The following is a 21,165-nucleotide window of genomic DNA, read 5'->3' on the forward strand; positions in this document are numbered from 1 at the left end:
GCATAATAGGCTATCCTGGAAGTGCTCCCCGCAAACAGGAAGCAAAACCAGGCACTGCATCTGCAATAGACCGCCGGTACTATCCCCACCCCGATGGAGCCTCGTTAGCTGGCGACTGAAACAACACCCCACCAGATCGCAAGCTAATTAGGTCCTGATGACAGGGCTATATACATTCAGATTGTTTGTAAATCTGAACCGGAACCATTCGGAAACGGAAAAACTGGTTGTTGATTTAATGCAACACATGCTTGGCGGGAAATCCGGACAGGAAAGCCCATCCGCGCAATCGACGGATCGACCGAATGCATGGATGGCCCACCTCTCTTGTTTCATCGGCAGCGTCAGCATGCGATCGCAAAAAGCTCCATCGCATTGGCGAAGCCCTTCAGCGGCTGCCGCCCGATCGAGATGGCATCGGTGATATCAGCCTTTTGCTGGAAGGGGCTTGATATCAGGAGCGCTTCGCCGCTCTCGCTGCAGACGCTCTGGATACGGCTGACGATATTGACGTCAGGGCCGATCAAGGTGAAGTCCAGGCGGTTGCCGGAGCCGACATTGCCGTAGCTCACCTCGCCATAGTGCAGCGCGATACCGACCTTGACGCGGATGCCTTCATATTCGAAGCTGCTTATTTCATCGAGGATTGTCTTTGCCGCGGTCAGCGCGGCATCGCAGGCTCCGGTCGCATCGGCGCCCGGAAAGAATGCCAGAACCGCATCGCCCATGAATTTCAGCACTTCTCCGCCTTTGTGGGTGATCGCCGGTATCACCTTGTCAAAATAAGCGTTCAAGAGCCCGAGCACCGTGCCGCCAGGCAGCCGATTGGAAAGCTCGGTGAAACCGCGCAGGTCGCACAGCAGAAGTGCAGCCTCCATCGATTCGATTTCCCCGCGGCGGATGTGTCCGGCAAGGATGCGGCTCGCCGTCATCGGGCCGATATAGGTGTCGAGAAGGCTGAGTTCGCATTGTCTGAGGACGCGGAGTTCGCACGTGTTGCGCAATGCCGGCAGGATGCGCTCGAACAGATCATGCTCGCCGGATGTGAAGCCGCCTGGCCGCCGCGTGGCGAAGACGGCGCAGCTGATCGGTCCGTCGGCGTTGCAAAGCGGCGCCACGATCAGTTGCACCAGCCCCCGGCCGGAAAATATGTCGATATGTTGCCAGCGCCCGTGCGGACTCTCGCCTGGACCGACGACGAGCGGTTCGCGCATCTCCTGTGCCTTCATGAGCGGCGTATTGGCAAGCGCGAGACGCGAGCCATGTTCGCGATCATGGATCTCGACCGGCTCGCCGGGCGCCCAGGCGAAGGTGCGGCCGATGAATTCGGGATGCAGGGTCGTCAGGTGCAGCGTCAATCGATCGATGGGAAGGTCGAGGGCCCGCAGGCGGCGGCCGAGCCCGGCGACGAGGCCGGCCTCGTCGAGAGCGTGGCATTCATCGCCCGTCAGCCATTCGATCAGGCTGAGGGTAGCCGCGGTGTTGACGCCACTATTGCCCGCTCTGGAATTGATGACCGCGGTCTTGGGCATGTCGTGCAGCAGGGTCATGGCTATCTCCTCCTCTTTGAGATGCGGCCCTCAGTGTGCCGCACCGCCGGAAAGGTGGCCGGGTTTCTTCAGAAGCAGGCTCGCGACGAGGGCGATGACCAGCGCGACGCCGAGCAGGAAGAAAGTGTCGCTGAAAGCCATGATGTTGGCCTGCTTGCGAAGGCTGGCGGCGATGGCGACGATCGCCTTGTGCGTGGCAAGCGCCTGGTCGCTGACACCATGGTTCATGAAGTAATTCGTCAGATTGGCAACGCGGGCACGGGTCGCCTCTTCGAATACGGAGACCGAATTCGTGAGGATGTTGGAATGGAACTGCTCGCGCTTGGTGAGAAAGGTCTGCAGCGCTGCAATGCCGACCGCGCCACCGAGATTGCGCATCATGTTGAAGAGCGCCGAAGCGGAACCGGCATTTTCCTGCTCGATGCCGGCGGTGGCGATCGCCGTCAGCGGCGTGAAGGCGAGTGCCTGGCCGACGGCACGCACGATGTTCGGCCAGAAGAGCTGGTCGCTGGCATAGTTGCTCGTCATGTAGATATTCATGAAGTTCGAAGCGGCAAAGAGCGCGAAGCCGACAATGATCAGCAGCCGGGCGTCGACACGCTTCATCAGCCGCGGCACCAGCGGGATCAGAATGAGCTGCGGAATGCCGGTCCATGCAAGCACCATGCCGATCTGCTCGGAATTATAGCCCTGGATGCGCGTCAGATAGATCGGCAGGATGAAGACCGAACCATAGAGGGCGACGCCCATCAGGAAATTGGCGACGATGCCGAAGCCGAAATTGCGGCGTGCCAGCAGACGCAGATTGAGGAGCGGATGAGCGGCGCGGAGTTCGATAACGAGAAAGAGCGTCAAAGAGACCGCGGCGATGACGGAGAGGCGGACGATGAACGGCGAGCCGAACCAGTCGTCCTTATTGCCTTCTTCAAGCACGGTCTGCAGTGCCGCAAGGCCAACCGCCATGGTGATGATGCCGGGCCAATCGCCCTTGGCGAGCAGCGAAAGGTTCATCGGTGCGCGGTCAAGCGAGGCCCAGAGCATGCCGACCATCAGTATGCCGGGTACGAGATTGACATAGAATATGTATTCCCAGCCCCAGTTTTCCGTGAGGTAGCCGCCGATGGTCGGGCCGATCGCCGGCGCGAAGGTGGCGGAAAGAGCAAAGAGGGCAAGACCCATCGGTTGCTTGGGCTTCGGAAGCAGCGTGATGATGATCGTGAAGGCCATGGGGATCAGCACGCCGCCGGAAAAGCCCTGTATGGCGCGCAGAATGATCATCTGCTGGAGGTTCGCGGCAAAGGCGCAGCCGACTGAGAAGAGAAGGAAAAGGATAGCGTTGGTCAGCAGATAGATGCGTACCGAAAAAACGCGGGCGAGCCAGGCGCTAAGGGGAATGACCACAATCTCGGCGATCAGATAGGAAGTCGAGATCCAGCCGCCATCGTCCGTTCCGGCGCCGATCGCGCCCTGGATGTCGGCAAGCGAGGCATTGACGATCTGGATGTTGAGAACGGCCATGAAGGCGCCAAGTGTCGAACCAACGACGGCGGTCCACATGCGCAGCGGGCTCATGGCGGCCCGGGCAACCGGAGCGGATGCGGCTGAATTGTTGTTTGCGGCGATCTGAAGGGTAGCCACGACGTGTCTCCTTCCGGCTCATGCCGGAATAATCTCATGACGATACAGAGGTGATAATCGATGAAGATCGGGAAGGATCATCCAGCGTGGCTGGATAATCCTTGTGCATCCGTCGTCGATGTCTGGGTGGCCTTGGTGTCGATTTCCGGCTCCACCGACATGCCGGAGCGCAGCAGCCCGGCCAGATTATCGTCATCGATGACGATCTTCACCGGTATGCGCTGGACGATCTTGGTGAAATTGCCTGTCGCATTGTCCGGTGGCAGCAGCGAGAATTCGAGCCCGCTTGCCGGCGAGAGGCTGTCGACATGGCCCTTGATGGTGACGTCCGGGAAGCTGTCGACCTTGATTTCGACCGACTGTCCGGGACGTACATAGGTGAGCTGCGTCTCCTTGAAGTTCGCGACGACATAGACCGAGTGCAGCGGCACCACCGCCATCAGCTGCGTTCCCGATGTCACATACTGCCCGACGCGAATCGAGCGGGCGCCGACCGTGCCGTCGACGGCGGCGACAATGTTGGTATAGGAAAGATTGAGCTCGGCCTGCTGAACGGCCGCGGCGGCCCGATCGCGCTGGGCGGCTGCCTGGTCTCGCTGGGTCTGCAGCACCGGTACCTTGTTCTGAGCGGCGACCAGCGCGGCTTGGTCGCGCTCGACGGCGGCGGCGGCCTGCTTTCTGGCCGATGCCGTCTCTTCGGCCCGCGACTGTGTGCCGACGCCATTGGTGATCAGACGAGCCGAACGCGCGGCATCCGATATCGCATAATCCAAGGAGGCTTGCGACGCGTCGACCGTTGCCTTGGCCTGCCCGATCAGCGATTGCTGCAGCTGGATCTGCGCATCGATGTTGGAAATCGCCGCGTCAGCGGCCTTGAGGTCCGCCTTCGCCTGGGAAAGTGCGGCCTGGAAATCGCGACCGTCTATGCGGGCGAGCACCTGGCCGGCCTTGACCTTGTCATTGTCGTTGACAAGCACATCCTTGATATAGCCGGCGACCTTCGGCGCGATCGTGGTGTAATCGGCCTTCACATAGGCATCGTCTGTGGATTCGATGAAGCGTCCGACCGTCCAGTAGCGGTAGCCGAAATCCGCCGCGATCGCGACGCCAGCCAGCAGCGCGGCGATCAGCACGCCGCGCTTGATGAGCTTTCTGCCAGCCTTGGGCGTGGCCGAAGCGACAGGCGCTTCGACGGTCACGCCCTGCGGGGCTTCGGTTGCCGGAGACCTGGCGACCTCGTTGGCCGGAGCAGCATCGGCTTGGCTCGCGTTCCTGAACGCTTCGTTGCGGGGGAGTTCCACCATTGTCCGTTTCCTTCAATGCGCCACCCCTTTGCCCGGGGCCATTTTGATGCGATGAAGATGCGTCCGAACCGTCCTTCTGATAATCTCCTCAAATCGGGAAGGATCATCAAGTCATAGTGGATAATCCGAGGACAATATGGATCGGTTGACCAGCCTCACAGTCTTTGGCCGGGTGGTGGAATGTGGCGGCTTTTCCGCCGCCGCCCGCCGCCTCAACATGTCCGTCACCATGGTGGGCAATCACGTGCAATCGTTGGAAGACCGCTTGGGCGCGCGGCTCCTGAACCGGACGACGCGCCGGATCAGTTTGACGGAAACCGGCAAATATTATTATGAGCGTTCCTTGCAGATCCTGGCCGATCTCGAGGAGGCCGATCGGGCCGCCGGTGCGCTTAGTACCACGCCGCGAGGCACGCTGAAGCTCTACACCAGCGGCGCCATCGTCCGCTTCCTGCTTCCCGTCGTCAACGAATTCATGACGCAATATCCCGCGATCTCGCTCGATTTCAACGTCGGAGAACGGTCGATCGACATGGTCGAGGAGGGTTACGATCTTATGATCCGAACCCTGCCCGCGTCCGACTCGACACTCGTCGCACGCAAGCTTGCGCCCTGGCGGCACATGCTCGTCTGCTCGCCCGAATATCGTGACACACATCCGATGCCGAAGGTTCCGGCCGATCTCGCGGAGCATAATTGCCTGCAATATACCTATTACCCCTATGGCGACGAATGGCGTTTCGAGGATGCCGATGGAAAGCAGGTAGGAGTCAAGATTTCCGGCAATGTCGTCTCCAACAGCGCGGAGACGCTGCGCTTTCTCCTGGCAAGCGGGCAGGGCATCTTTCTCGCGCCGAGTTTCATCGTCTTCGAAGAGGTGGCCGCTGGCCGTCTCGTGCGTGTCATGCCCGACTATCGCGCCGTGGAATTCATGATCAGCGCGATCTATCCGAACCGTAGCCATCTGCCGACGAAAGTGCGATTGTTCATCGACCTTTTGGCAGAGCGTTTCGCCGAGCACCGCAAGTGGATGACCTGATCAGGACAGGGCCTATTCTTACGTCGGTGACGCAGCCGTAAATGGAGCCATCTCAAAGCCATGGCGAACCGAATAACATGCAATGCTCGTCCGGAGCTGCCCGCGATCAGATGCAGAACGGATTGACCGACGTTTTCATGGAAGTTCTCGCCATTGCTGGGTCGGCGTTGGCGCAGACGAGGTCAGAGCAAGCGTTTTCATCCTGGATCGCATCGCGAGATCAGGCAGTCTTGGGACTTGGAGCGGTGGGATTCGACATCGCCGAAATGCCTTGGCACGTTGCAACATTTGCCGAGGATCGGAATTTTCTAATTCGGGCGATCACTGCCGCGGAATCGAAAGTCGGTTGGGAGAAACTGGGCTACGAGCCGAAAGAAGACTGGCTAATGCCGTGCCTGACGCGCTTGCGGACGCTGGTGTCGGTATTTGGATCACACGATATCAGGGCAAGCGCTGCGGCAATCCATTCGACCTTTTCCGAGAGCGCCCTCAGCCGCTGCGAAACGCATGGGATCATCATGCATGCTGACGGATGCCCCGTCTGCAACAGGTCGATGCCCTCCTGAAATCCATGGGCATGGCATCGTGTTACCGATCGTACATGACACCTCTCGGGTCGATCCCGTCATGACTGCGGTTGTTCGGCGGGCTGGCGGGTCTCCGCCTGGCGTGCGGCAGAAACGAGGCGCCGTTGCGCCCGGATAGCGCTCCATTGCTGGTCGATCAAGACGCCGATCAGGATGACGCCGCCCATGACGGCGAAGTTGAGCGAGGAAGGGATACCCAAAAGGTTGACGAGGTTCTGCAATTCCTGCAGCAGGATCGTGCCCAGCACCACGCCGATCAGCGATCCTTCACCGCCGCGCAGCGAAAAGCCGCCAAGAACCGCCGCGGCGATCGCGTAGAGCTCATAGAACTGCCCGTGGCTCGCCGGCGAGATGGAGCGGGTGTACATGGCAAAATAGATCGCGGAAAGCGCCGTCAGCACGCCGCAGATGATATAGGCGACCGTTACCATCTTCGTGGTGCGGATGCCGGAATATTTTGCCGCCTCCTCATTCTTGCCGATGGCGTAGAGATAACGGCCATAGACGGAGCGATGCAGAACGATCCACATGACGGCGGCAATGATCACAAGCGCGATGAAGGTGTTCGGCACTCCATAGAAGCGGCCGGCGGTCAGGAATTCGAGGGTCGGAAAGTTCTGGCCGAAGGCGAAGCCGGCCGTCCCGTCTGCCGTGTAGAAGCGCGCGGCGCCACGATAGATCAGGAGGCCGCAGAGCGTGACGACGAAAGGCTGGAGGTTGAGCCGGGTAATCAGCCAGCCATGGATCGCTCCCAGGACGCCGCCAAGGATCAGGATCAAGGGCAGGGCAATGGCCCAGGGGATGTTCTGGACAGCGATGAAATCGATGAACAGGACGCCGAGCAGGGCAACCAGCGAGCCTACCGACAGTTCGATGCCGCCGGTGATGATGACGAAAGCCTGGCCGATCGACAATATTCCGAAAAGGCCGATGAGGTTCGAGGTATTGGCGAGGTTGATCGGCAGAAGGAAGCGCGGATTGATGATCGTCACGACAATGCCGACGACGATGATCAACAGAAGCAGGCCCAGATCTTTCTTACTCATCGATATCAATTCCCATTGATAGCAGCCGTTAGAGCAATTCCATGGGAAAGCACCGAGCGTCTTTCGTTGGAAATTGCGTAAAAACAATGAGTTAGGATGGCTCAAGATTCGATGAGCCGCTCTAGTGTAGCGTTTTGCCGACGGCCAGCAAAAGCACGTTTTCCTGACTGAACTGATCCTTTTCGAGAATGCCGGAGATCCGGCCTTCATGCATGACCGCGATCCGGTCGGAGACCCCGATCACTTCTTCCATGTCGCTCGAGATCATTAGGATCGCCACACCGGCATCGGCAAGCTTGCGCATCAGGCTGTAGATTTCGCTCTTCGCGCCAATATCGATCCCGCGGGTGGGCTCGTCGAAGATCAGCACCTTCGGATGCATCGCCAGCCATTTGGCGAGCGCGACCTTCTGCTGGTTGCCGCCCGAAAGCGTGCCGGTACGGGTTGCGACCGATGGAGTCTTGATGGCGAGCTGCCTGCGCTGCGTTTCGGCCATGGTATTTTCTCGCTCCGGTGAAACCATGGAGCGGCGCGCAAAGGCCGGAAGGTTGGGCAACGATATATTCTGCGAGATCGGCATGTCGAGCAGGATGCCATTCAGCTTGCGATCTTCAGGCACCAGAAAAATGCCGTTGGCGACAGCGTCTCTGGCGGATCGCAATTTCAGGTCCTGTCCACTGAGGGCGATGGTGCCGCCATAGCTATGGTCGACCCCGAACAGGACGCGGGCAAGTTCCGTCCGGCCTGAGCCGACGAGGCCGGCAAGGCCCAGGATTTCACCGTAACGGATATCCAGGTTGACGGGCTGCGCCGGATAGGCGGCTGTGCGAACTGCCGCGATCTTCAGGGCGATATCGCCCGGCGGACGGGCCGCTTCCACGGAGCGCGCGGCCAATGCCCGCCCGATCATCAGCTTCACCATGCGATCGTGGTCGATGGCGTCTTTCGGCAATGTGCCGACAAGCGTGCCGTCGCGCAGAACGATGACGCGATCGGCGACACGTTCGACCTCATGCAGGCGATGCGAAATGAAGATGACGCTGATCCCTTCGGCTTTCAGCGAGGATATGACGGCCAGCAGCTTTTCCGTTTCAGCAAGCGGCAGGCTCGAGGTCGGCTCATCGAGAATGACGAGACGGGCATTGATGGACAGTGCCTTGGCGATTTCGACCATCTGCTGCTGGGCAAGCGATAGTGACGCCACCGGCGTATCCGGCGAGAAATTGGCGCCAACGCGCTTTAAAAGAGGGGCGACCATCTCGCGCAGACGGGCGCGGTCGACCAGTTTCAAAGCGCCGCCCCACAGCGGTTCGCGGCCAAGGAAAATATTGGCCGCAACATCGAGATTTTCAAAAAGGTTGAGCTCTTGATGGACAAAGGCAATCCCGGACGCAATGCTGCTTTCGACCGTGAAGGCGCCATGCTCGGCTCCATCGAGCCGAATGCTGCCATGATCCGGCCTGACGACGCCGCCGAGGATTTTCATGAGCGTCGATTTGCCGGCGCCGTTCTCGCCGACAAGACCGATCACCTCGCCGGGGCTGACGTCCATCGAGAAATTATCGAGCGCCACCACGCCCGGGTAGGTCTTGCCGATTCCCGAAAGGCTGAGAATGGGCGTTGTGGTTTCAGCCGATGCCAAGTTATCCGAACGCTGGTTCATAACGAATATCATGCCTGTGCGATGTGGCTTCGAGAGCCGCGGCGACGTGAGCAACTGCATTCGAGCAGCGCCGGTCCCCGTAACCGGCGCTGCCGGCTGGCCTCAATTGCCAGCCATGGCCTTCAGATTGGCCGCATAGGCATCGACGTCGTCCTTGCCGATGATTTTCGTCGGGATGATGATCAGCTTGTTGGCGGGAATGCCTGATTTGTCACCCTTCAGATAGGCGGCCATCAGCTTCATGCCCTGATAGGCCCAGAGATAGGGCTGCTGCACCACCGTGGCGGCGATCGTTCCTTCCTTGACGCCGCCGAGCGTGATCGGGTCATCATCGAAACCGACCACGGTGATCTGGCCGAGTTTGCCGGCTTCGCGCAGTGCTTCATAGATGCGCGGCGTGTTGTAGGAGTAAAAGCCGACCATGCAGGTGACGTCAGGGTTCGCAACGAGCGCGTCTTCGACATTCTTCTTCGCTCTCGTCTGGTCGATGTCGTCGCCGCGCACGTCGGTCAATTCGATCTTCGTGCCCGCCAGGCCATCCTTCATGCCCTGGATGCGCTCCTTGGCATTGTCGGCGCCGAGAAGCCCCACGAAGCCGATGCACTTGCCCCCGTTCGGCATGGCTTTCTTGGCGATTTCGGCGGCTTGTTTGCCGGCATCGATGTTGGATGAGCCGATATAGGCGACGCGGTTCGTATCCGGTGCGTCGCTATCGGTGGTAAACAGCGCAGTTTCCGAACCGATCTTGTTCAGCCCTTCCGTCGAGGTCTTGGGATCAACGGCCGAAACCATGATGCCCTTGACGCCGGCCGCCACGAGATCTTCCATCAGTCGCTGCTGAATCGCGACCGACGATTGTTCAGGATATTTCAGTTCCATATTGAAGTCAGGCAGTTCGGCCTGAGCCTTCTTGACGCCGGCTTCGGCCGCCTTCCAGAAGTCGGATGCGCCGTTGACCACAAATGCGAGAGTGGGCTTGTCGGCGGCGTAGGTCGCCGTCGCATAGCTCATCAGCAACCCTGCCGCAAAGGCGGCAGCGCCCCGTGTTAGGTACTTCATGATCATCCTCCCATAGATCCGCGTGCGAGATCTAGTTGCAACTCGCGGCAGGCCGGTCCTAACCCCCTCCTAGGGTTTCTCGCCAAACGAGATACGGCACGTCCAACCACGCAAGCGACCGTATATGACTAATTTCAATTAGTAAATAGTATTAGTAATACAGTTGCGTGTGGGCGAAGCGGTGGAATCTCGAAAATCTAGCTATTCGGTTCAATTGCCAGCGATCTCGCGCTTGCAGATGTGGGCGGCAATTGTATGCCTGTCCGCACCGGTTGCCGAGATCGTGCATTTGATGATAATAAAAATTAGCGCATGAAGGCGGCCGTGGGGATTGTAGGCCGTTTTCAGTTCAGGGGAGATGAGACGCAGTGAAGAAGATATCGGCCGCAAACGGCGATCGCACGGCCATCGACAGCAGGGCAACGAAGCGAAGCGGCCGTCGTTCCGGCACGAGGGTCACGATGACCGATATTGCCAAAGCGGCCGGATGTTCGCAGAGCGCGGTATCCTTCGTCCTCAACAATACGCCCGGCATGCGCCTGTCGCAGCAGACCCGCGAGAGGGTCATCGAGGCAGCTCGCCAGCTTGGCTATGTCGCGCCGGTGCTTGCCGCGCCGCCGGCGTTGCTGTCTCCGTCAAGGCTCGATGGCATCATCGGCTTTGCGGTCGACCAGCTTGCAACCAGTCCAGAGGCGGTCGTCGCGATCGAAGGCGCGCGTCAGGCCTGCTGGAATGCCGGAAACGTTCTGCTCGTCGCACAGACCATGAGCGATCCCGTCATGGAGCCGAGAGCGATCAAGGCGCTCACCAGCAGCGGCATCTCGGCGCTCATCTACATGACGATCTTCACCCGCGAGGTGGAAGTGCCGGATTATCTCTATGATCTCAATGTCCCGATCATTCTTCTGAATTGCTATACGTCCGACTATGCCTTTCCGGCCGTCGTTCCGAGCGAAATAGCCGGTGGGCAGACCGCGACGCGGCATTTGATTTCGCATGGTCACCATCGCATTGCGACGATCACGGGCGAACCTTGGATGCAGGCCGCCCAGGATCGGTTGACCGGCTATCGTCGCGCTTTGGCGACAGCCGACATTCCATTCGACCCGGAGCTTGTCATCGAGGGTGACTGGTCGGCGAGCGCCGGCTATGCCGGTACCATGAAACTGCTTTCGCTGCCGGAGCGCCCGACGGCGATCTTCTGCCAGAACGACCGTACCGCCATTGGCTGCTACGAAGCGTTGAAGGAGGCTGGCCTCCACATTCCGGAGGACATGTCGGTCATGGGCTACGACGACGAGGACATCTGCCGTCATCTCGTGCCGCCTTTGACGACCTCGGTCCTGCCTCACATGGCAATGGGCCAATGGGCGATCGAGCATCTCGAAACGACCGTCTTGCCGCGAGAGCGCCGCTACCAGATCACCAAGCTCGAATGCTCGCTTGTCAAACGTGCGTCGGTTGCCGCGCCGGCTGGCGTCAGAACCGGGCGCAAGGTGCGAAAGGTTTGATCGATTCCACAAGCAACCGCAGGTGATCCGTTCGCCTGGCAACCTGTAGCGGCGTCTTGGCGACTGGCGGTTCGATTGTTACTATATGCGCCATGACGGTTCTCTCCCAGGATACCCGCTCGCCGCTCCGGCTTCTGTTCCGGCTGCCATCGCTCACTCTGCAACTGCTGTGGCGTTTCTGGCCGCAGCTGATGGCGCTGTGGCTGCTCGGATTGATTGGAAATTCACTTCTCAACGAACTTGCCGTCATGATCGGCCGGCTGAATGCACTGGCCGGGCTTTCTACTCTGGCCCTTGTCGTACTCCTGAAGCTTGTCATCATCGTCGCGCTGTTCGAGACCGTACGACCCGGATTGCCGTCGCTTGATGCCGCCTCGCGTGCTGCGGCGGCCCGGCCGGAAACCGATACTGGCGACGGTTCTGCCACGCCGGGATTCACGTCGATACTCGCGCTGACGCTCGTGCCATTCTTCGCCTACTACGCCGCTTGGGGATTTCTCGGCGACACCGTGAGGGAATATTCCAGGCTATCGCTCGACCTGATGCTGTTCGGGGAGGATTATAATCCTCTGAAATTCGGCAGCAGTGGCTGGCTCCTCGTGTCGGTTGCTATCGCCTGGGCAGTCAGGCGCTTCGCCAAATTCATGCATTCGCGTTCGAAAGCACCGGTCTGGGCCGTTATCATCGTTGTTTGTGAGGCGAACTGGGCCTTCATCGGTCTCTTTGTCATTTCGACCTGGGAAGGCGACATCCGTTCCTGGATCGCTAGGCTTCCCGAAACGATCGGGCATTTTTTCGGCTTTCTCAATCCGGTTGGCGATGCCGCAGCAGCTACCATCTTTCCGCCGACGGCGGAGGACGCATCGTTTTCCTTTTCCCGGCAAATGCGCGGCCTCTTCTTCTATGCTCTTTATCCCATCGTCTGGCTGACGCTTGCCGCCTTGGTCTATGGCTACGACATCAATGGCGAGCGCCCGCTGACGGAAGGCCGGTTGGCGCGTGCGGTTTCGCGCTGGCAGTCGCTGCCAAAGGCGATCCGTGATTTCATTTCGCATTTCATTGCGGGCACGGCAAAACGCTATCGCGCATTGGCCGAGGGCGTTGGCCTGACCCTCGGTTCCGGTCTCGGGCTGATGCTATCGGTCATTCTGCTATACCGGCTGCTGGATTGGGGCTCGGCCTGGGCCTGGTACGGCGTCTCCAGGCTCATCGGTCCGCACGATCTGCCCTTGTGGCAGATGATTGCGCAGGCCATTTCGCTCGTCTTCGGCAGTCCCAGTGCGCCGGGCGACGGCGTCCTCATCATGCCGATCAAGATTTGCCTGCTTGCCGCAGCTCTGGAAATCGGCTTCGCGCACGGGCGGGAATGGCGCCGCGGCGGAAGCTGAAGCCCGGAGCGGTTCAGCTTCTCATGGCTCTGCTTTAATTCAGCCGCAGCGGGAAGGATATGGCGTCCGGTCTCGTTGAAGCGAAGCTCAGCTGCGCTGATAAAGAGGGAATTGCGTCGGCTGGCACGACGAATTTTTCCTCCATAAGCGTGTTTGCCCTTTTGGCAGGCGGCTGGCGCGATATGGTATCGCAGCCATCGATGGGGGTCGCCTTTGGATCGAGGTCGCGGCTGAGATCCTTGGAAAGAATGAAATTGAGGGGCTGCCAGCGGCGCCCCGTCGGATCGGTCAGGGTCAGGCTGCATTGAGCCCAGGACTGCCCGATATCGTCTTCGGCTTTCGCAGCCAGCCTTACGACCACCAGGCGCATCTGGCCGGGGAAGGCAATTTTTCCGTCACGCCCATCGCCGATCACCCTTGCCTGGTTGAGCGTCCAGGAGGCCTTGGCATAGGTCTGTCCGCCGACATTGTCGCTTACGCGCAGCTCGTTTCGCTTGATGTAATCCTCGGCATTGCGCCATGCGTTGATGGCGTAATTGCCAGCCAGCAGGAAGGGCAGGCTAAGCAGGGATGCCAACCACAGCCGTCTCTCCCGTCTAGACGCCATTATTGCCGATCTCCACGCGGTCGCGCGTTTCGACGGTTTCGCCGTCGAGCTTGACGCGAATTTCCGAATCCAGCTGAGGGGACGGCTGCCTGGAAAGCACCAGCGCCATATTGCTCGTTTCGTCTTCCGGCAGCTCGAAGATGAAGATGCCCGTCGTCGGCAGACCCGGCTGCAAATCCTTGGACGGCAGAAGGCGGGGGGCACCATCGGCACGATGAGTCTGCCGGTAGGAGCGGCCGGAAGCTCCTTCAATCGCTGCGGCCTGGATGGTCATGGTATCATATTTCGACTGCAGTTCGACACTGACGATCAGCCAGGCGCCTTCGGTCTGCCGCTCGACAGGCTTGCCATAAGAGGTAAACGCGATCGTCTTCGCGCGCAGGAGCTTGGCGACCTTGACGCTGAACGTCTTGCTCGACACGGTGTCCTTCTGTGGTCCTGACGTTTCGATGGGGCCGGTCAGGACGGCATAGCTCGGTGTCGTCGATTGCAGGAACGCCAAGAGCAGGGCGGTCATGCCGACGAGCAATAAGGAAAGTAAAAGGCGTATCAAGGATTTGCTCCTTGTCCCACCGAAAGCGGCAAGCCGACGCGCGCCACGTCGTTCGGGTTGAACCAGCCCGGCGCGGCATAGAGATTGTCCTTCGGCTTGTAAGTGGTTCCCACGATCGCGACATTCAGCACCTTGGGAAGCGTCTGCGTCGCAGGCAATTGCCAGACGACCTTGACCTTTTCCGGCATCATTGGCTGAAGGTCCCAAAGCAAATCATTGTCCCGGACAAGATAGAATTGTGGGGCCGGGGGGTTAGCAAGATTTTCGAGCTTCAGCGTATCCCGATACAAGTTCGAGCTTTCCGCTGTCATGTTCTCAAGGGTTAGATCGAGTGTCAGCGCTTTCTTGCCATCGGGAAGGTGTCGGCCATCCGGCGTTTCGGTCGCGACGCTGCCGGAATTGAGAATAACCATCCATTGGCCCGCGTCGACGGGTTTGCCGGGTGGCACCTGCGCCACCTCTGTTCCCGTGCGGGTTTCGTAGATCGACAGCCCGAGCGACAGTGCGCCCGCCAGAAGCCCGCCGATACCGGCGATGATCCGTGTATAGAGCGCCTTGTTCGCTTTGCTGATGGCAGATTGGTTCATTGCCTGATGCGATCGGGTGGTGACTTTCGCCGCCTGCAGCCGAAGGACGAGCGGCAATCTCTATTTGGTTCAGCCGGTCGATACGGCAAGGGTGGGTGGCGTCCGAGCGCGGGAATATGTGCTAATATTACCGGACGGATATGTTGTAAATCGATTTGCAAAAGCGTTTGCAAATCGATTTACATTGCCGTAACCTACTCCCATGACCACAATCGCCAAAGTTGCCAAGCGTGCCGGAGTGTCGCCGACCACTGTGTCGCATGTGCTAAATCATGCCGATCGCGTTTCGGCGGACTTGCGCAAGCGCGTTCAGGAAGCGATCGCGGAGCTTGGTTATGTGCCGAACCCGCTCGCCCAAAGCCTCCGGACCGGCCGTACCAATCTCGTTGCCATGCTGATCCCGGATATCCGCAACCCCTTCTATCCAGAAATGGTGCAGGCGGCGCAGTCGGATCTCGAGGCGATCGGGATCGATCTCCTGATCTTCAATACCGATGTTCCCGGCGGCCATTCACAGGAGCATGGCAAGCACTACCTCCGCCAGATCCGCAGCCGGCGTATCGATGGCCTCATCGTCGGCGATTTCGCGCTCCATGGCATGCATGACGCGCTGCTCGAAATCGATCTTCCCACAGTGTTTATCGGCGACCTGCCGAACCGGGCGGTCGACAGTGTCAAGATCGACGATTTCGGCGGCGGCCATCAGATGGGAAGCTATCTGGCCCAGAAGGGCCATCGCCGGATTGCGCATCTGACCGGCCCCTCCTTCTTCGCCGAAGCCATGGCGCGGGCTGCCGGTTTCGAACAGGGCCTGCGTGACAACGGCGTCGAGCCGATTGCCGAACTGCGGCGGGAAGGAAGTTATCTTGGCCCGTCAGGGCAAGAGGCAGTCGATTGGCTCCTAGCGAACTATGGCGACAACCTGCCCTCAGTGATCTTCTTCGGAAACTACCTGATGGCTGCCGGAGCGCTCGCCGCCTTCTTCGATCGCGGCATCGGCGTGCCGAAGGATATCGGCATCGCCGTCTTCGGCGACCAGCCGCAGCTCGAATATGTCAGGCCGCGGATCACAAGGGTCGGCAACACGCCGTCGCTGCTTGCTCATCGCGCAACCGAGATGCTGCTGGAAAGGCTTTCGGGAGCTTATGCCGGACCTGCGCGTTCGGACGTGATCCCCTGCAATCTACACGCCTTCGATACCGCATGAATTGAGGCTCTGTCACCCGGGAGGAGAGTGGTGGCGGTAACGCTAAATGGGAGGAAGTCATGACTGGTAAGGATAAGTTCATCACCCCCGCAACCCGTCGCGGCGTGCTCAAGAGCGGCGCGATCTTCGCCGCCGGCGCGGCTGCCGGGTTGAGCGGTTTTCCCTACATATCGCGCATGGCCGTCCGTGCGCAAAGCGCGCCGTTGAAGTTCTGGCAGTTCTATGCGCCGGGCGGTCCGGTCCAGAGCCAGATCGACTGGTTCGAGAAGGCGGTCGCGGCCTGGAACGACAGCCATCCGCAAAAGGTTGAACTCGAATATGTGCCGAACGCGGAATATATCAACGGACCGAAGCTCGCGACCGCATTCGCCTCCGGCGAGGGGCCGGACATCTTCCTGATCTCGCCGGGCGATTTCCTGCGCTATTACAATGGTGGCGTCCTGCAGGACCTGACGCCCCATATCGATGCCAAGGAGGATTTTCCGGAGAGCGTGATCGCCAACCGCATGGTCGACGGCAAGATCTACGGCATTCCGATGGAAGTCGAGCCGATGGCGATGTACTATTCGGTCAAGGCTTTCGAAGAGGCGAAGCTGAACGAGAACGATATTCCGAAAACGTGGGACGACCTGCTTGAGCTTGCCAAGAAGCTGACGACGCCGAAACGCTTCGGCATGTTGTTCGAGACCCAGCCGGGCTACTATCAGAACTTCACCTGGTATCCTTTCCTCTGGCAGGGAGGCGGCGAATTCCAGGGCAAGGACGGCAAGAGCGCCTTCGATTCTCCCGCCACGGTACAGGCTCTGAAGTTCTGGCAGGATGCCGTCAATTCCGGGGTGGCACCCCGCCAGGTCATGGGCAGCGGCGCGAACGACACGGTCGCCAATCTCGCATCGGGTTACTGTGCCATCCAGAATGTCGGCATCTGGGGAATCTCGCAATTGCAGAGCAATGCGAAGGATTTCAAATATGGTGTCTTCCGCCTGCCGACACCGCCAAACGGCAAATATGTAACCGTCGGCGGCGGCTGGGCCTTCGTCGCCAATGCCAAGAGCAAGAATCCGGATGCGGCGGCTCAGTTCTGTGCCTGGGCGCTGGCCTCCAAGGAAAAAGACTCCGTTCAGCGCGTCGCCGACTGGTGCACAAAGGGCAAGTCAGACATGCCGCCGCGCGAAAGCGCGCTTGCTGCCGGCGGCGATGCTTTCAAGACCGGCATGATCGGCAAATTCGCCTCCGATGTCTATCCGGGCGCCCGCGCCGAACCGCGCGTGCCGCCGGAGGTCTACAAAATCATCTCCGATGCGATCCAGCAGACGCAGCTCGGCGGCGCCGATCCCCAGGCGACGGCAACCTCGGCCTCGCAGCAGCTCGACGCGTTCCTTGGTTCCTATAGCGGCGCGCCGATCCTCTAAGAAACGCCGGTCGCTGGGCAGCCAGCCTAAGCGGCCGTCTCTCTTTTCGGGACGAGATCATGACGACAATTGCAGATGCGACGACAAGCCATGCGAATGGCAGGCGCAAAGGCCTTTCCGCCCGGCATCGCGAATGGGTCGCGGGCTACCTCTTCGTATTGCCCGACGCGCTCGGCCTCTTTCTGTTCCTCGGCGTGCCGATGCTTCTGTCGCTCGCCTTGAGCGTCTATGAAGTCAATGGTTTCGGCGGATACAATTTCGTCGGCGCCAAGAACTATATCCGCATGTGGCATGACCCCCTGTTCTGGAAGGGGGCGAGGGTAACGGCGCTTTATGCCGTCATGCTCGTGCCCTCGCTTTACGTGACCGGTCTGGGGCTGGCGCTTCTCGTGCAGCAGACCAATCGTTTCAATGCCGTCATGCGGTCGATGTTCTTCGCGCCAAACATGGTGAGCCTGGTGGTCGTGGCCCTTGTCTGGCAATTCATGGTGATCGACAAGATCGGCGTCGTTGGTCAAACCATGGCGAACCTCGGTCTTACCGCTATTTCATTTCTCGGCGATCCGAATTTCGCATTGATCACCGTCGTGCTTGTCAGCGTCTGGTTCCTGATGGGCTTCTATATGCTGATCTTCCTGGGTGGCCTGCAGGACATACCGAAGGAGTATTATGAGGCGGCGATGATCGATGGCGCCGGCCCGGTCAAGCGCTTCCGCTACATCACACTGCCGCTCTTGAAGCCGACGAGTTTCTTCGTTCTCATGGTGTCGATGGTCGCGGCCGTTGCCGGTGCCCAGGCCTTCGACATCATCTATGTCATGACCAAGGGCGGTCCGGCCAATTCGACGGCGGTGCTGATTGTCTACATCTATCAGCAGGCCTTTTCCTTCGGTGCCTTCGGTTATGCGGCTGCAATGTCGTCGATCCTGGTCGTCGCACTCATGGCCGTGACAGCCATTTTCTTTGCCGTCACGCGCGGAGGACGTTTCGATCATGCCGAATGATGTCTCCAATGCCTATCTCGCGCGATCGCAGGTAACGCTGGTGCGCTGCCTGTGGATGCTGATCGCTGCCATCCTGGCGCTGATGACGCTGTTTCCGCTGCTCTGGATGGTCTCGATCGCCTTCAAACCAGCAGCCGAATCCTTCTCCTCATCGCTGATACCGGAAGCGCCGACACTCGACAATTTCATCTATGTGCTGACGGGTGTGCCCTTCATTCGCTACATGCTCAACAGCTTCTTTGTGTCGGCGACGGTTACGATCGTCGCGCTGTTCTTCCACACCATGGCTGGCTATGCGCTCGCGCGCCTGCGCTTTCCCGGGCGTGAGATCATCTTTCTGGCGATCTTCTCGACCTTTCTCGTCTCGCTCCCAGTCGTGATCGTGCCGCTCTTCATCATCGTCAAGGCGATGGGCATGATCAATTCCTATGCGGGCCTCATCATTCCCGCGATCTTCAACGCCTTCGGCATCTTCTTATTGCGGCAATATTATCTCTCATTACCGCGCGAGATCGAGGAAGCGGCGGTGATCGACGGCGCCGGCTATTGGCGTATCTATTGGAGCGTTATTCTGCCCCTGAGCCGACCGATCATGTCGGCGCTCGCCATCCTGTTCTTCCTCGCCAACTGGAACTCCTTCCTCTGGCCGTTGACGATCACCTCCAATCCGAACCTCTGGATGGTGCAGGTCGGCATCGCCAACTTCAAGAGCCAGTATTCGGCTTCCTGGAACTACATGATGGCTGCCTCCACCATCGTCGCAATTCCCACTCTCATCCTCTTCGTGATTTTCCAGCGGCAGATCATGGATTCCCTGAAGACCAGCGGCCTGAAATAGCCGCCTTCATTCAAGACAGGAGACATTTATGAGCAATCTCGGCCTTTCACCTCTGCGCGGGCTTGCGAAGCTGCGCGAAGCAAAAACGCGCCGCTTTTCGAGCTATGATCGCACCGGCGGCAACGACGATCGCTTCCATATCGAGCCGGGAAAGACGGAGGCGATCGCCGAGCACTCGGGCGCCGGCATTATCACCCATATCTGGGCGACACTTGCCTGCGAGAGCGAGAATTTCCTGCGCAAGATCGTGCTTCGCGCCTACTGGGACGGCGAGACGGCGCCGAGCATCGAGGCACCGATCGGCGATTTCTTCGGCATGGGCCATGGCCGCACGGCGAATTACGCCAGCCTGCCGATGCAGGCGAGTCCCGAAGACGGCAAGGCGTTCAACTGCTACTTCCCCATGCCCTTTGGCTCGCACATGAAACTGACGGTGACGAACGAAGCCGAACACGACCTGCTATTCTACTATTATGTCGATCTCGAGCTTCATCAGACGCTCGAGGAGGACATGGGACGCTTCCACGCGCAGTATCGCCAGTCTCAGCCTCAAGGCATGAGCGACGCAGGCCTCACCAACGAGGAATATCTCTTCGGCGGCGAGAATGTCGACGGCAAAGAGAATTACACGATCCTCGAGGCCGAAGGCCGCGGTCACTATGTCGGCGTTCTCTACAGCGTTTATTCGCGGCGCCGCTCCGAGGTGTGGGACTGGTATGGCGAAGGCGATGACATGATCTTCATCGATGGCGAACAGGGGCTCTCGGTGCCGGACACGGTGCGCAAGCCCGATCCGCGCATCGGGCAGAAGGCGGCGCTGATCGAAGCGCGAGATGAATCCGCACCTGGCGCCAATGACGCCTGGCCGCCGACACTGCACGGCACCGGCACGGAAGACTATTTCAACACTGCCTGGTGCCCGACCCAGGAATACAGCGCGCCCTATCATGGCATCATCGCTGCTGGTGGTCCGAACTGGACCGAGCCGGTCACGCTCTACCGCTGGCATATCGAAGATCCGGCGATCTTCCAGAAAAGCATCCGGGTGACGATCGAGCACGGCCACGCCAACCGCCGCTCCGACGATATTTCTTCAGTTGCCTTCTGGTATCAGGCCGAGCCACACAAGCCGTTCGGCGCGTTTCCTTCTGTTACCGAGCGCGTGCCCACCTTTCGCCGTCCGTTCAAGGAAATGGAGATAGCGGTCAAGAAGGCGAGAGGATGAGTGGAGGGCTTCTTTGCTCCGTGTCGATGGCAGCGATGTGAACGTCACGGCAACCCATGTTCCTCGCCTTGATTTTATACAAATACGCTCCTAAAAGTAGTCATAAGTGACCTCTTTTAGGAGCTTACCATGACAACGATCAGCTTAAAGGATGCCAAGGCGTCATTTTCTCATGTCGTCGATCAGGCTGCCGCCGGTGAGTTCGTGACGATTACGCGCCACGGGCGCGCTGTAGCCGTCGTCGTTAGCGTGGGGGTGGCCGAGGCGGCAAGAAAGGCGATCCGGAGCGGCCGGCCGAGCCTGGTGCAATATCTGAAGACCTTTCCGGCCGATTCCGATCCTATTGACGATGTTTTCTCAAGAAATCCCGCTCCCTCTCGTGAGGTCGATTTGTGAGCTTTCTTCTCGACACCAACGCGATCTCCATGTTCGCCCCGTCCAAGGCAAGTGCATCGAACACGTTTGCCCAATGGATGGATGAACAGGATCGGCGGGACGCAATCTATCTTTCTGCGTTGACTATCCACGAGATCGAAAAAGGCGTTCGATTATTGGAAGCAAAAGGTGCGAAGACAAAGGCAGCAGGGATTCATACCTGGCTACAAGGGCTAATTGCCGGGTATGGTGATCACATCCTGCCCGTCGACAAGGATGTTGCGCTTGAATCCGGGAGGCTCGAGGCGAAGGCGGTCATTGCCGGGCATAATCCAGGCGCGGCAGATGCAGTCATCGCAGGAACGGCAAGTGTTCATAAGCTCGTTGTGATCACAGGCAATCTCAAACACTTCCTGCCGTTTGACATTCCCGTCCAATCGCCGGACCAAATCGCGCGCTAATGCTCCGGTTTGAATAGAGCGTCCTGGTGATTGCACAAAACAGCAAGCTGGAGTGCATAGCATGCGCTACCGGCATTTCCCTTTCCTGCATCGATGAGATCCTGTGGATTC

20 protein-coding genes are annotated in these 21,165 nt (G+C 59.3%); 11 read left to right on the forward strand and 9 right to left on the reverse strand.

All coding sequences use genetic code 11. The features are described from left to right. Window positions 1–344 precede the first annotated feature (344 nt). The 3 genes from PH558_RS26695 to PH558_RS26705 form a co-directional block, all read right to left on the reverse strand. On the reverse strand, window positions 345–1,532 hold the full coding sequence (locus PH558_RS26695) for an adenylate/guanylate cyclase domain-containing protein (protein ID WP_446740135.1): 1,188 nt from the start codon (window positions 1,530–1,532) through the stop codon (window positions 345–347). Window positions 1,533–1,580: 48 nt separating this feature from the next. Continuing rightward, complete coding sequence (locus PH558_RS26700) at window positions 1,581–3,188, reverse strand: MDR family MFS transporter (RefSeq protein WP_095438537.1); 1,608 nt, start codon at window positions 3,186–3,188, stop codon at window positions 1,581–1,583. 77 nt (window positions 3,189–3,265) lie between these two features. Further along, entirely contained in the window at window positions 3,266–4,492 is a 1,227-nt protein-coding gene (locus PH558_RS26705; RefSeq protein ID WP_285207522.1) for an HlyD family secretion protein, read from the reverse strand. A gap of 136 nt (window positions 4,493–4,628) precedes the next feature. Here PH558_RS26705 and PH558_RS26710 point away from each other — a divergent pair, with 136 nt between their 5' ends. Together PH558_RS26710 and PH558_RS26715 are read left to right on the forward strand one after the other, a co-directional pair. After that, window positions 4,629–5,531, forward strand: coding sequence for a LysR family transcriptional regulator (locus PH558_RS26710; RefSeq protein WP_095438535.1), 903 nt, complete (start codon window positions 4,629–4,631; stop codon window positions 5,529–5,531). Between the two features lie 122 nt (window positions 5,532–5,653). Continuing rightward, entirely contained in the window at window positions 5,654–6,097 is a 444-nt protein-coding gene (locus PH558_RS26715) for a hypothetical protein (RefSeq protein ID WP_285207523.1), read from the forward strand. A gap of 59 nt (window positions 6,098–6,156) precedes the next feature. Here the strand turns inward: PH558_RS26715 and PH558_RS26720 are convergent, their stop codons facing one another. The 3 genes from PH558_RS26720 to PH558_RS26730 all read right to left on the reverse strand — a co-directional run bounded on the left by PH558_RS26720 (window position 6,157) and on the right by PH558_RS26730 (window position 9,886). Next, window positions 6,157–7,164 (reverse strand): ABC transporter permease, encoded by a 1,008-nt coding sequence (locus tag PH558_RS26720; RefSeq protein WP_285207527.1) that lies wholly within the window; start codon window positions 7,162–7,164, stop codon window positions 6,157–6,159. A gap of 121 nt (window positions 7,165–7,285) precedes the next feature. Beyond that, window positions 7,286–8,827 carry a sugar ABC transporter ATP-binding protein gene (locus PH558_RS26725; protein WP_285207536.1) on the reverse strand — a complete coding sequence of 514 codons (1,542 nt, stop codon included), beginning with the start codon at window positions 8,825–8,827 and terminating at the stop codon, window positions 7,286–7,288. 102 nt (window positions 8,828–8,929) lie between these two features. Next, window positions 8,930–9,886 (reverse strand): sugar-binding protein, encoded by a 957-nt coding sequence (locus PH558_RS26730; RefSeq protein WP_285207538.1) that lies wholly within the window; start codon window positions 9,884–9,886, stop codon window positions 8,930–8,932. A gap of 407 nt (window positions 9,887–10,293) precedes the next feature. Between PH558_RS26730 and PH558_RS26735 the strand changes: the two genes are divergently transcribed. Together PH558_RS26735 and PH558_RS26740 are read left to right on the forward strand one after the other, a co-directional pair. Further along, window positions 10,294–11,397: a LacI family DNA-binding transcriptional regulator gene (locus PH558_RS26735; RefSeq protein ID WP_483314198.1), complete on the forward strand. Its 1,104-nt coding sequence runs from the start codon at window positions 10,294–10,296 to the stop codon at window positions 11,395–11,397. Window positions 11,398–11,489: 92 nt separating this feature from the next. After that, window positions 11,490–12,785, forward strand: coding sequence for a hypothetical protein (locus PH558_RS26740; protein ID WP_285207539.1), 1,296 nt, complete (start codon window positions 11,490–11,492; stop codon window positions 12,783–12,785). 34 nt (window positions 12,786–12,819) lie between these two features. Here the strand turns inward: PH558_RS26740 and PH558_RS26745 are convergent, their stop codons facing one another. Genes PH558_RS26745 through PH558_RS26755 form a run of 3 tightly spaced genes read right to left on the reverse strand, consistent with a single transcriptional unit; the run spans window position 12,820 to window position 14,532 of the window. Continuing rightward, entirely contained in the window at window positions 12,820–13,362 is a 543-nt protein-coding gene (locus PH558_RS26745) for a hypothetical protein (protein ID WP_285207541.1), read from the reverse strand. A 19-nt stretch (window positions 13,363–13,381) separates the two neighbouring features. After that, window positions 13,382–13,945: a hypothetical protein gene (locus tag PH558_RS26750; RefSeq protein WP_146214435.1), complete on the reverse strand. Its 564-nt coding sequence runs from the start codon at window positions 13,943–13,945 to the stop codon at window positions 13,382–13,384. Beyond that, entirely contained in the window at window positions 13,942–14,532 is a 591-nt protein-coding gene (locus PH558_RS26755; protein WP_146214434.1) for a hypothetical protein, read from the reverse strand. Before PH558_RS26755 ends, PH558_RS26750 begins: the two co-directional genes overlap by 4 nt. Window positions 14,533–14,734: 202 nt before the next feature. Between PH558_RS26755 and PH558_RS26760 the strand changes: the two genes are divergently transcribed. The 7 genes from PH558_RS26760 to PH558_RS26790 all read left to right on the forward strand — a co-directional run bounded on the left by PH558_RS26760 (window position 14,735) and on the right by PH558_RS26790 (window position 21,054). Continuing rightward, entirely contained in the window at window positions 14,735–15,739 is a 1,005-nt protein-coding gene (locus PH558_RS26760) for a LacI family DNA-binding transcriptional regulator (protein WP_285207544.1), read from the forward strand. A gap of 59 nt (window positions 15,740–15,798) precedes the next feature. Further along, window positions 15,799–17,151, forward strand: coding sequence for an ABC transporter substrate-binding protein (locus PH558_RS26765; protein ID WP_095438527.1), 1,353 nt, complete (start codon window positions 15,799–15,801; stop codon window positions 17,149–17,151). A 59-nt stretch (window positions 17,152–17,210) separates the two neighbouring features. Further along, window positions 17,211–18,155 carry a carbohydrate ABC transporter permease gene (locus tag PH558_RS26770; RefSeq protein WP_095438526.1) on the forward strand — a complete coding sequence of 315 codons (945 nt, stop codon included), beginning with the start codon at window positions 17,211–17,213 and terminating at the stop codon, window positions 18,153–18,155. Further along, complete coding sequence (locus tag PH558_RS26775; protein ID WP_095438525.1) at window positions 18,145–18,993, forward strand: carbohydrate ABC transporter permease; 849 nt, start codon at window positions 18,145–18,147, stop codon at window positions 18,991–18,993. The genes PH558_RS26770 and PH558_RS26775 overlap by 11 nt, the downstream gene beginning before the upstream one ends. Window positions 18,994–19,021: 28 nt before the next feature. Continuing rightward, window positions 19,022–20,218: a glycoside hydrolase family 172 protein gene (locus PH558_RS26780; RefSeq protein WP_113409890.1), complete on the forward strand. Its 1,197-nt coding sequence runs from the start codon at window positions 19,022–19,024 to the stop codon at window positions 20,216–20,218. Window positions 20,219–20,347: 129 nt separating this feature from the next. Then, window positions 20,348–20,614: a type II toxin-antitoxin system Phd/YefM family antitoxin gene (locus tag PH558_RS26785; RefSeq protein WP_095438523.1), complete on the forward strand. Its 267-nt coding sequence runs from the start codon at window positions 20,348–20,350 to the stop codon at window positions 20,612–20,614. Beyond that, entirely contained in the window at window positions 20,611–21,054 is a 444-nt protein-coding gene (locus PH558_RS26790) for a type II toxin-antitoxin system VapC family toxin (RefSeq protein WP_285207552.1), read from the forward strand. Before PH558_RS26785 ends, PH558_RS26790 begins: the two co-directional genes overlap by 4 nt. The last annotated feature ends 111 nt before the right edge of the window (window positions 21,055–21,165 follow it).

It is taken from the genome of Rhizobium pantanalense, assembly GCF_030182525.1.
GTDB lineage: Bacteria > Pseudomonadota > Alphaproteobacteria > Rhizobiales > Rhizobiaceae > Rhizobium.

Excerpts from the sequence above, each read along its gene's own strand:
- PH558_RS26720 (WP_285207527.1), bottom strand. The coding sequence starts at position 7,164 with ATGAGTAAGAAAGATCTGGGCCTGCTTCTGTTGATCATCGTCGTCGGC.
- PH558_RS26760 (WP_285207544.1), top strand. The coding sequence starts at position 14,735 with ATGACCACAATCGCCAAAGTTGCCAAGCGTGCCGGAGTGTCGCCGACC.
- PH558_RS26710 (WP_095438535.1), top strand. The coding sequence starts at position 4,629 with ATGGATCGGTTGACCAGCCTCACAGTCTTTGGCCGGGTGGTGGAATGT.
- PH558_RS26725 (WP_285207536.1), bottom strand. The coding sequence starts at position 8,827 with ATGAACCAGCGTTCGGATAACTTGGCATCGGCTGAAACCACAACGCCC.
- PH558_RS26765 (WP_095438527.1), top strand. The coding sequence starts at position 15,799 with ATGACTGGTAAGGATAAGTTCATCACCCCCGCAACCCGTCGCGGCGTG.
- PH558_RS26730 (WP_285207538.1), bottom strand. The coding sequence starts at position 9,886 with ATGAAGTACCTAACACGGGGCGCTGCCGCCTTTGCGGCAGGGTTGCTG.
- PH558_RS26780 (WP_113409890.1), top strand. The coding sequence starts at position 19,022 with ATGAGCAATCTCGGCCTTTCACCTCTGCGCGGGCTTGCGAAGCTGCGC.
- PH558_RS26755 (WP_146214434.1), bottom strand. The coding sequence starts at position 14,532 with ATGAACCAATCTGCCATCAGCAAAGCGAACAAGGCGCTCTATACACGG.
- PH558_RS26695 (WP_446740135.1), bottom strand. The coding sequence starts at position 1,532 with ATGCCCAAGACCGCGGTCATCAATTCCAGAGCGGGCAATAGTGGCGTC.
- PH558_RS26740 (WP_285207539.1), top strand. The coding sequence starts at position 11,490 with ATGACGGTTCTCTCCCAGGATACCCGCTCGCCGCTCCGGCTTCTGTTC.
- PH558_RS26785 (WP_095438523.1), top strand. The coding sequence starts at position 20,348 with ATGACAACGATCAGCTTAAAGGATGCCAAGGCGTCATTTTCTCATGTC.
- PH558_RS26775 (WP_095438525.1), top strand. The coding sequence starts at position 18,145 with ATGCCGAATGATGTCTCCAATGCCTATCTCGCGCGATCGCAGGTAACG.
- PH558_RS26705 (WP_285207522.1), bottom strand. The coding sequence starts at position 4,492 with ATGGTGGAACTCCCCCGCAACGAAGCGTTCAGGAACGCGAGCCAAGCC.
- PH558_RS26770 (WP_095438526.1), top strand. The coding sequence starts at position 17,211 with ATGACGACAATTGCAGATGCGACGACAAGCCATGCGAATGGCAGGCGC.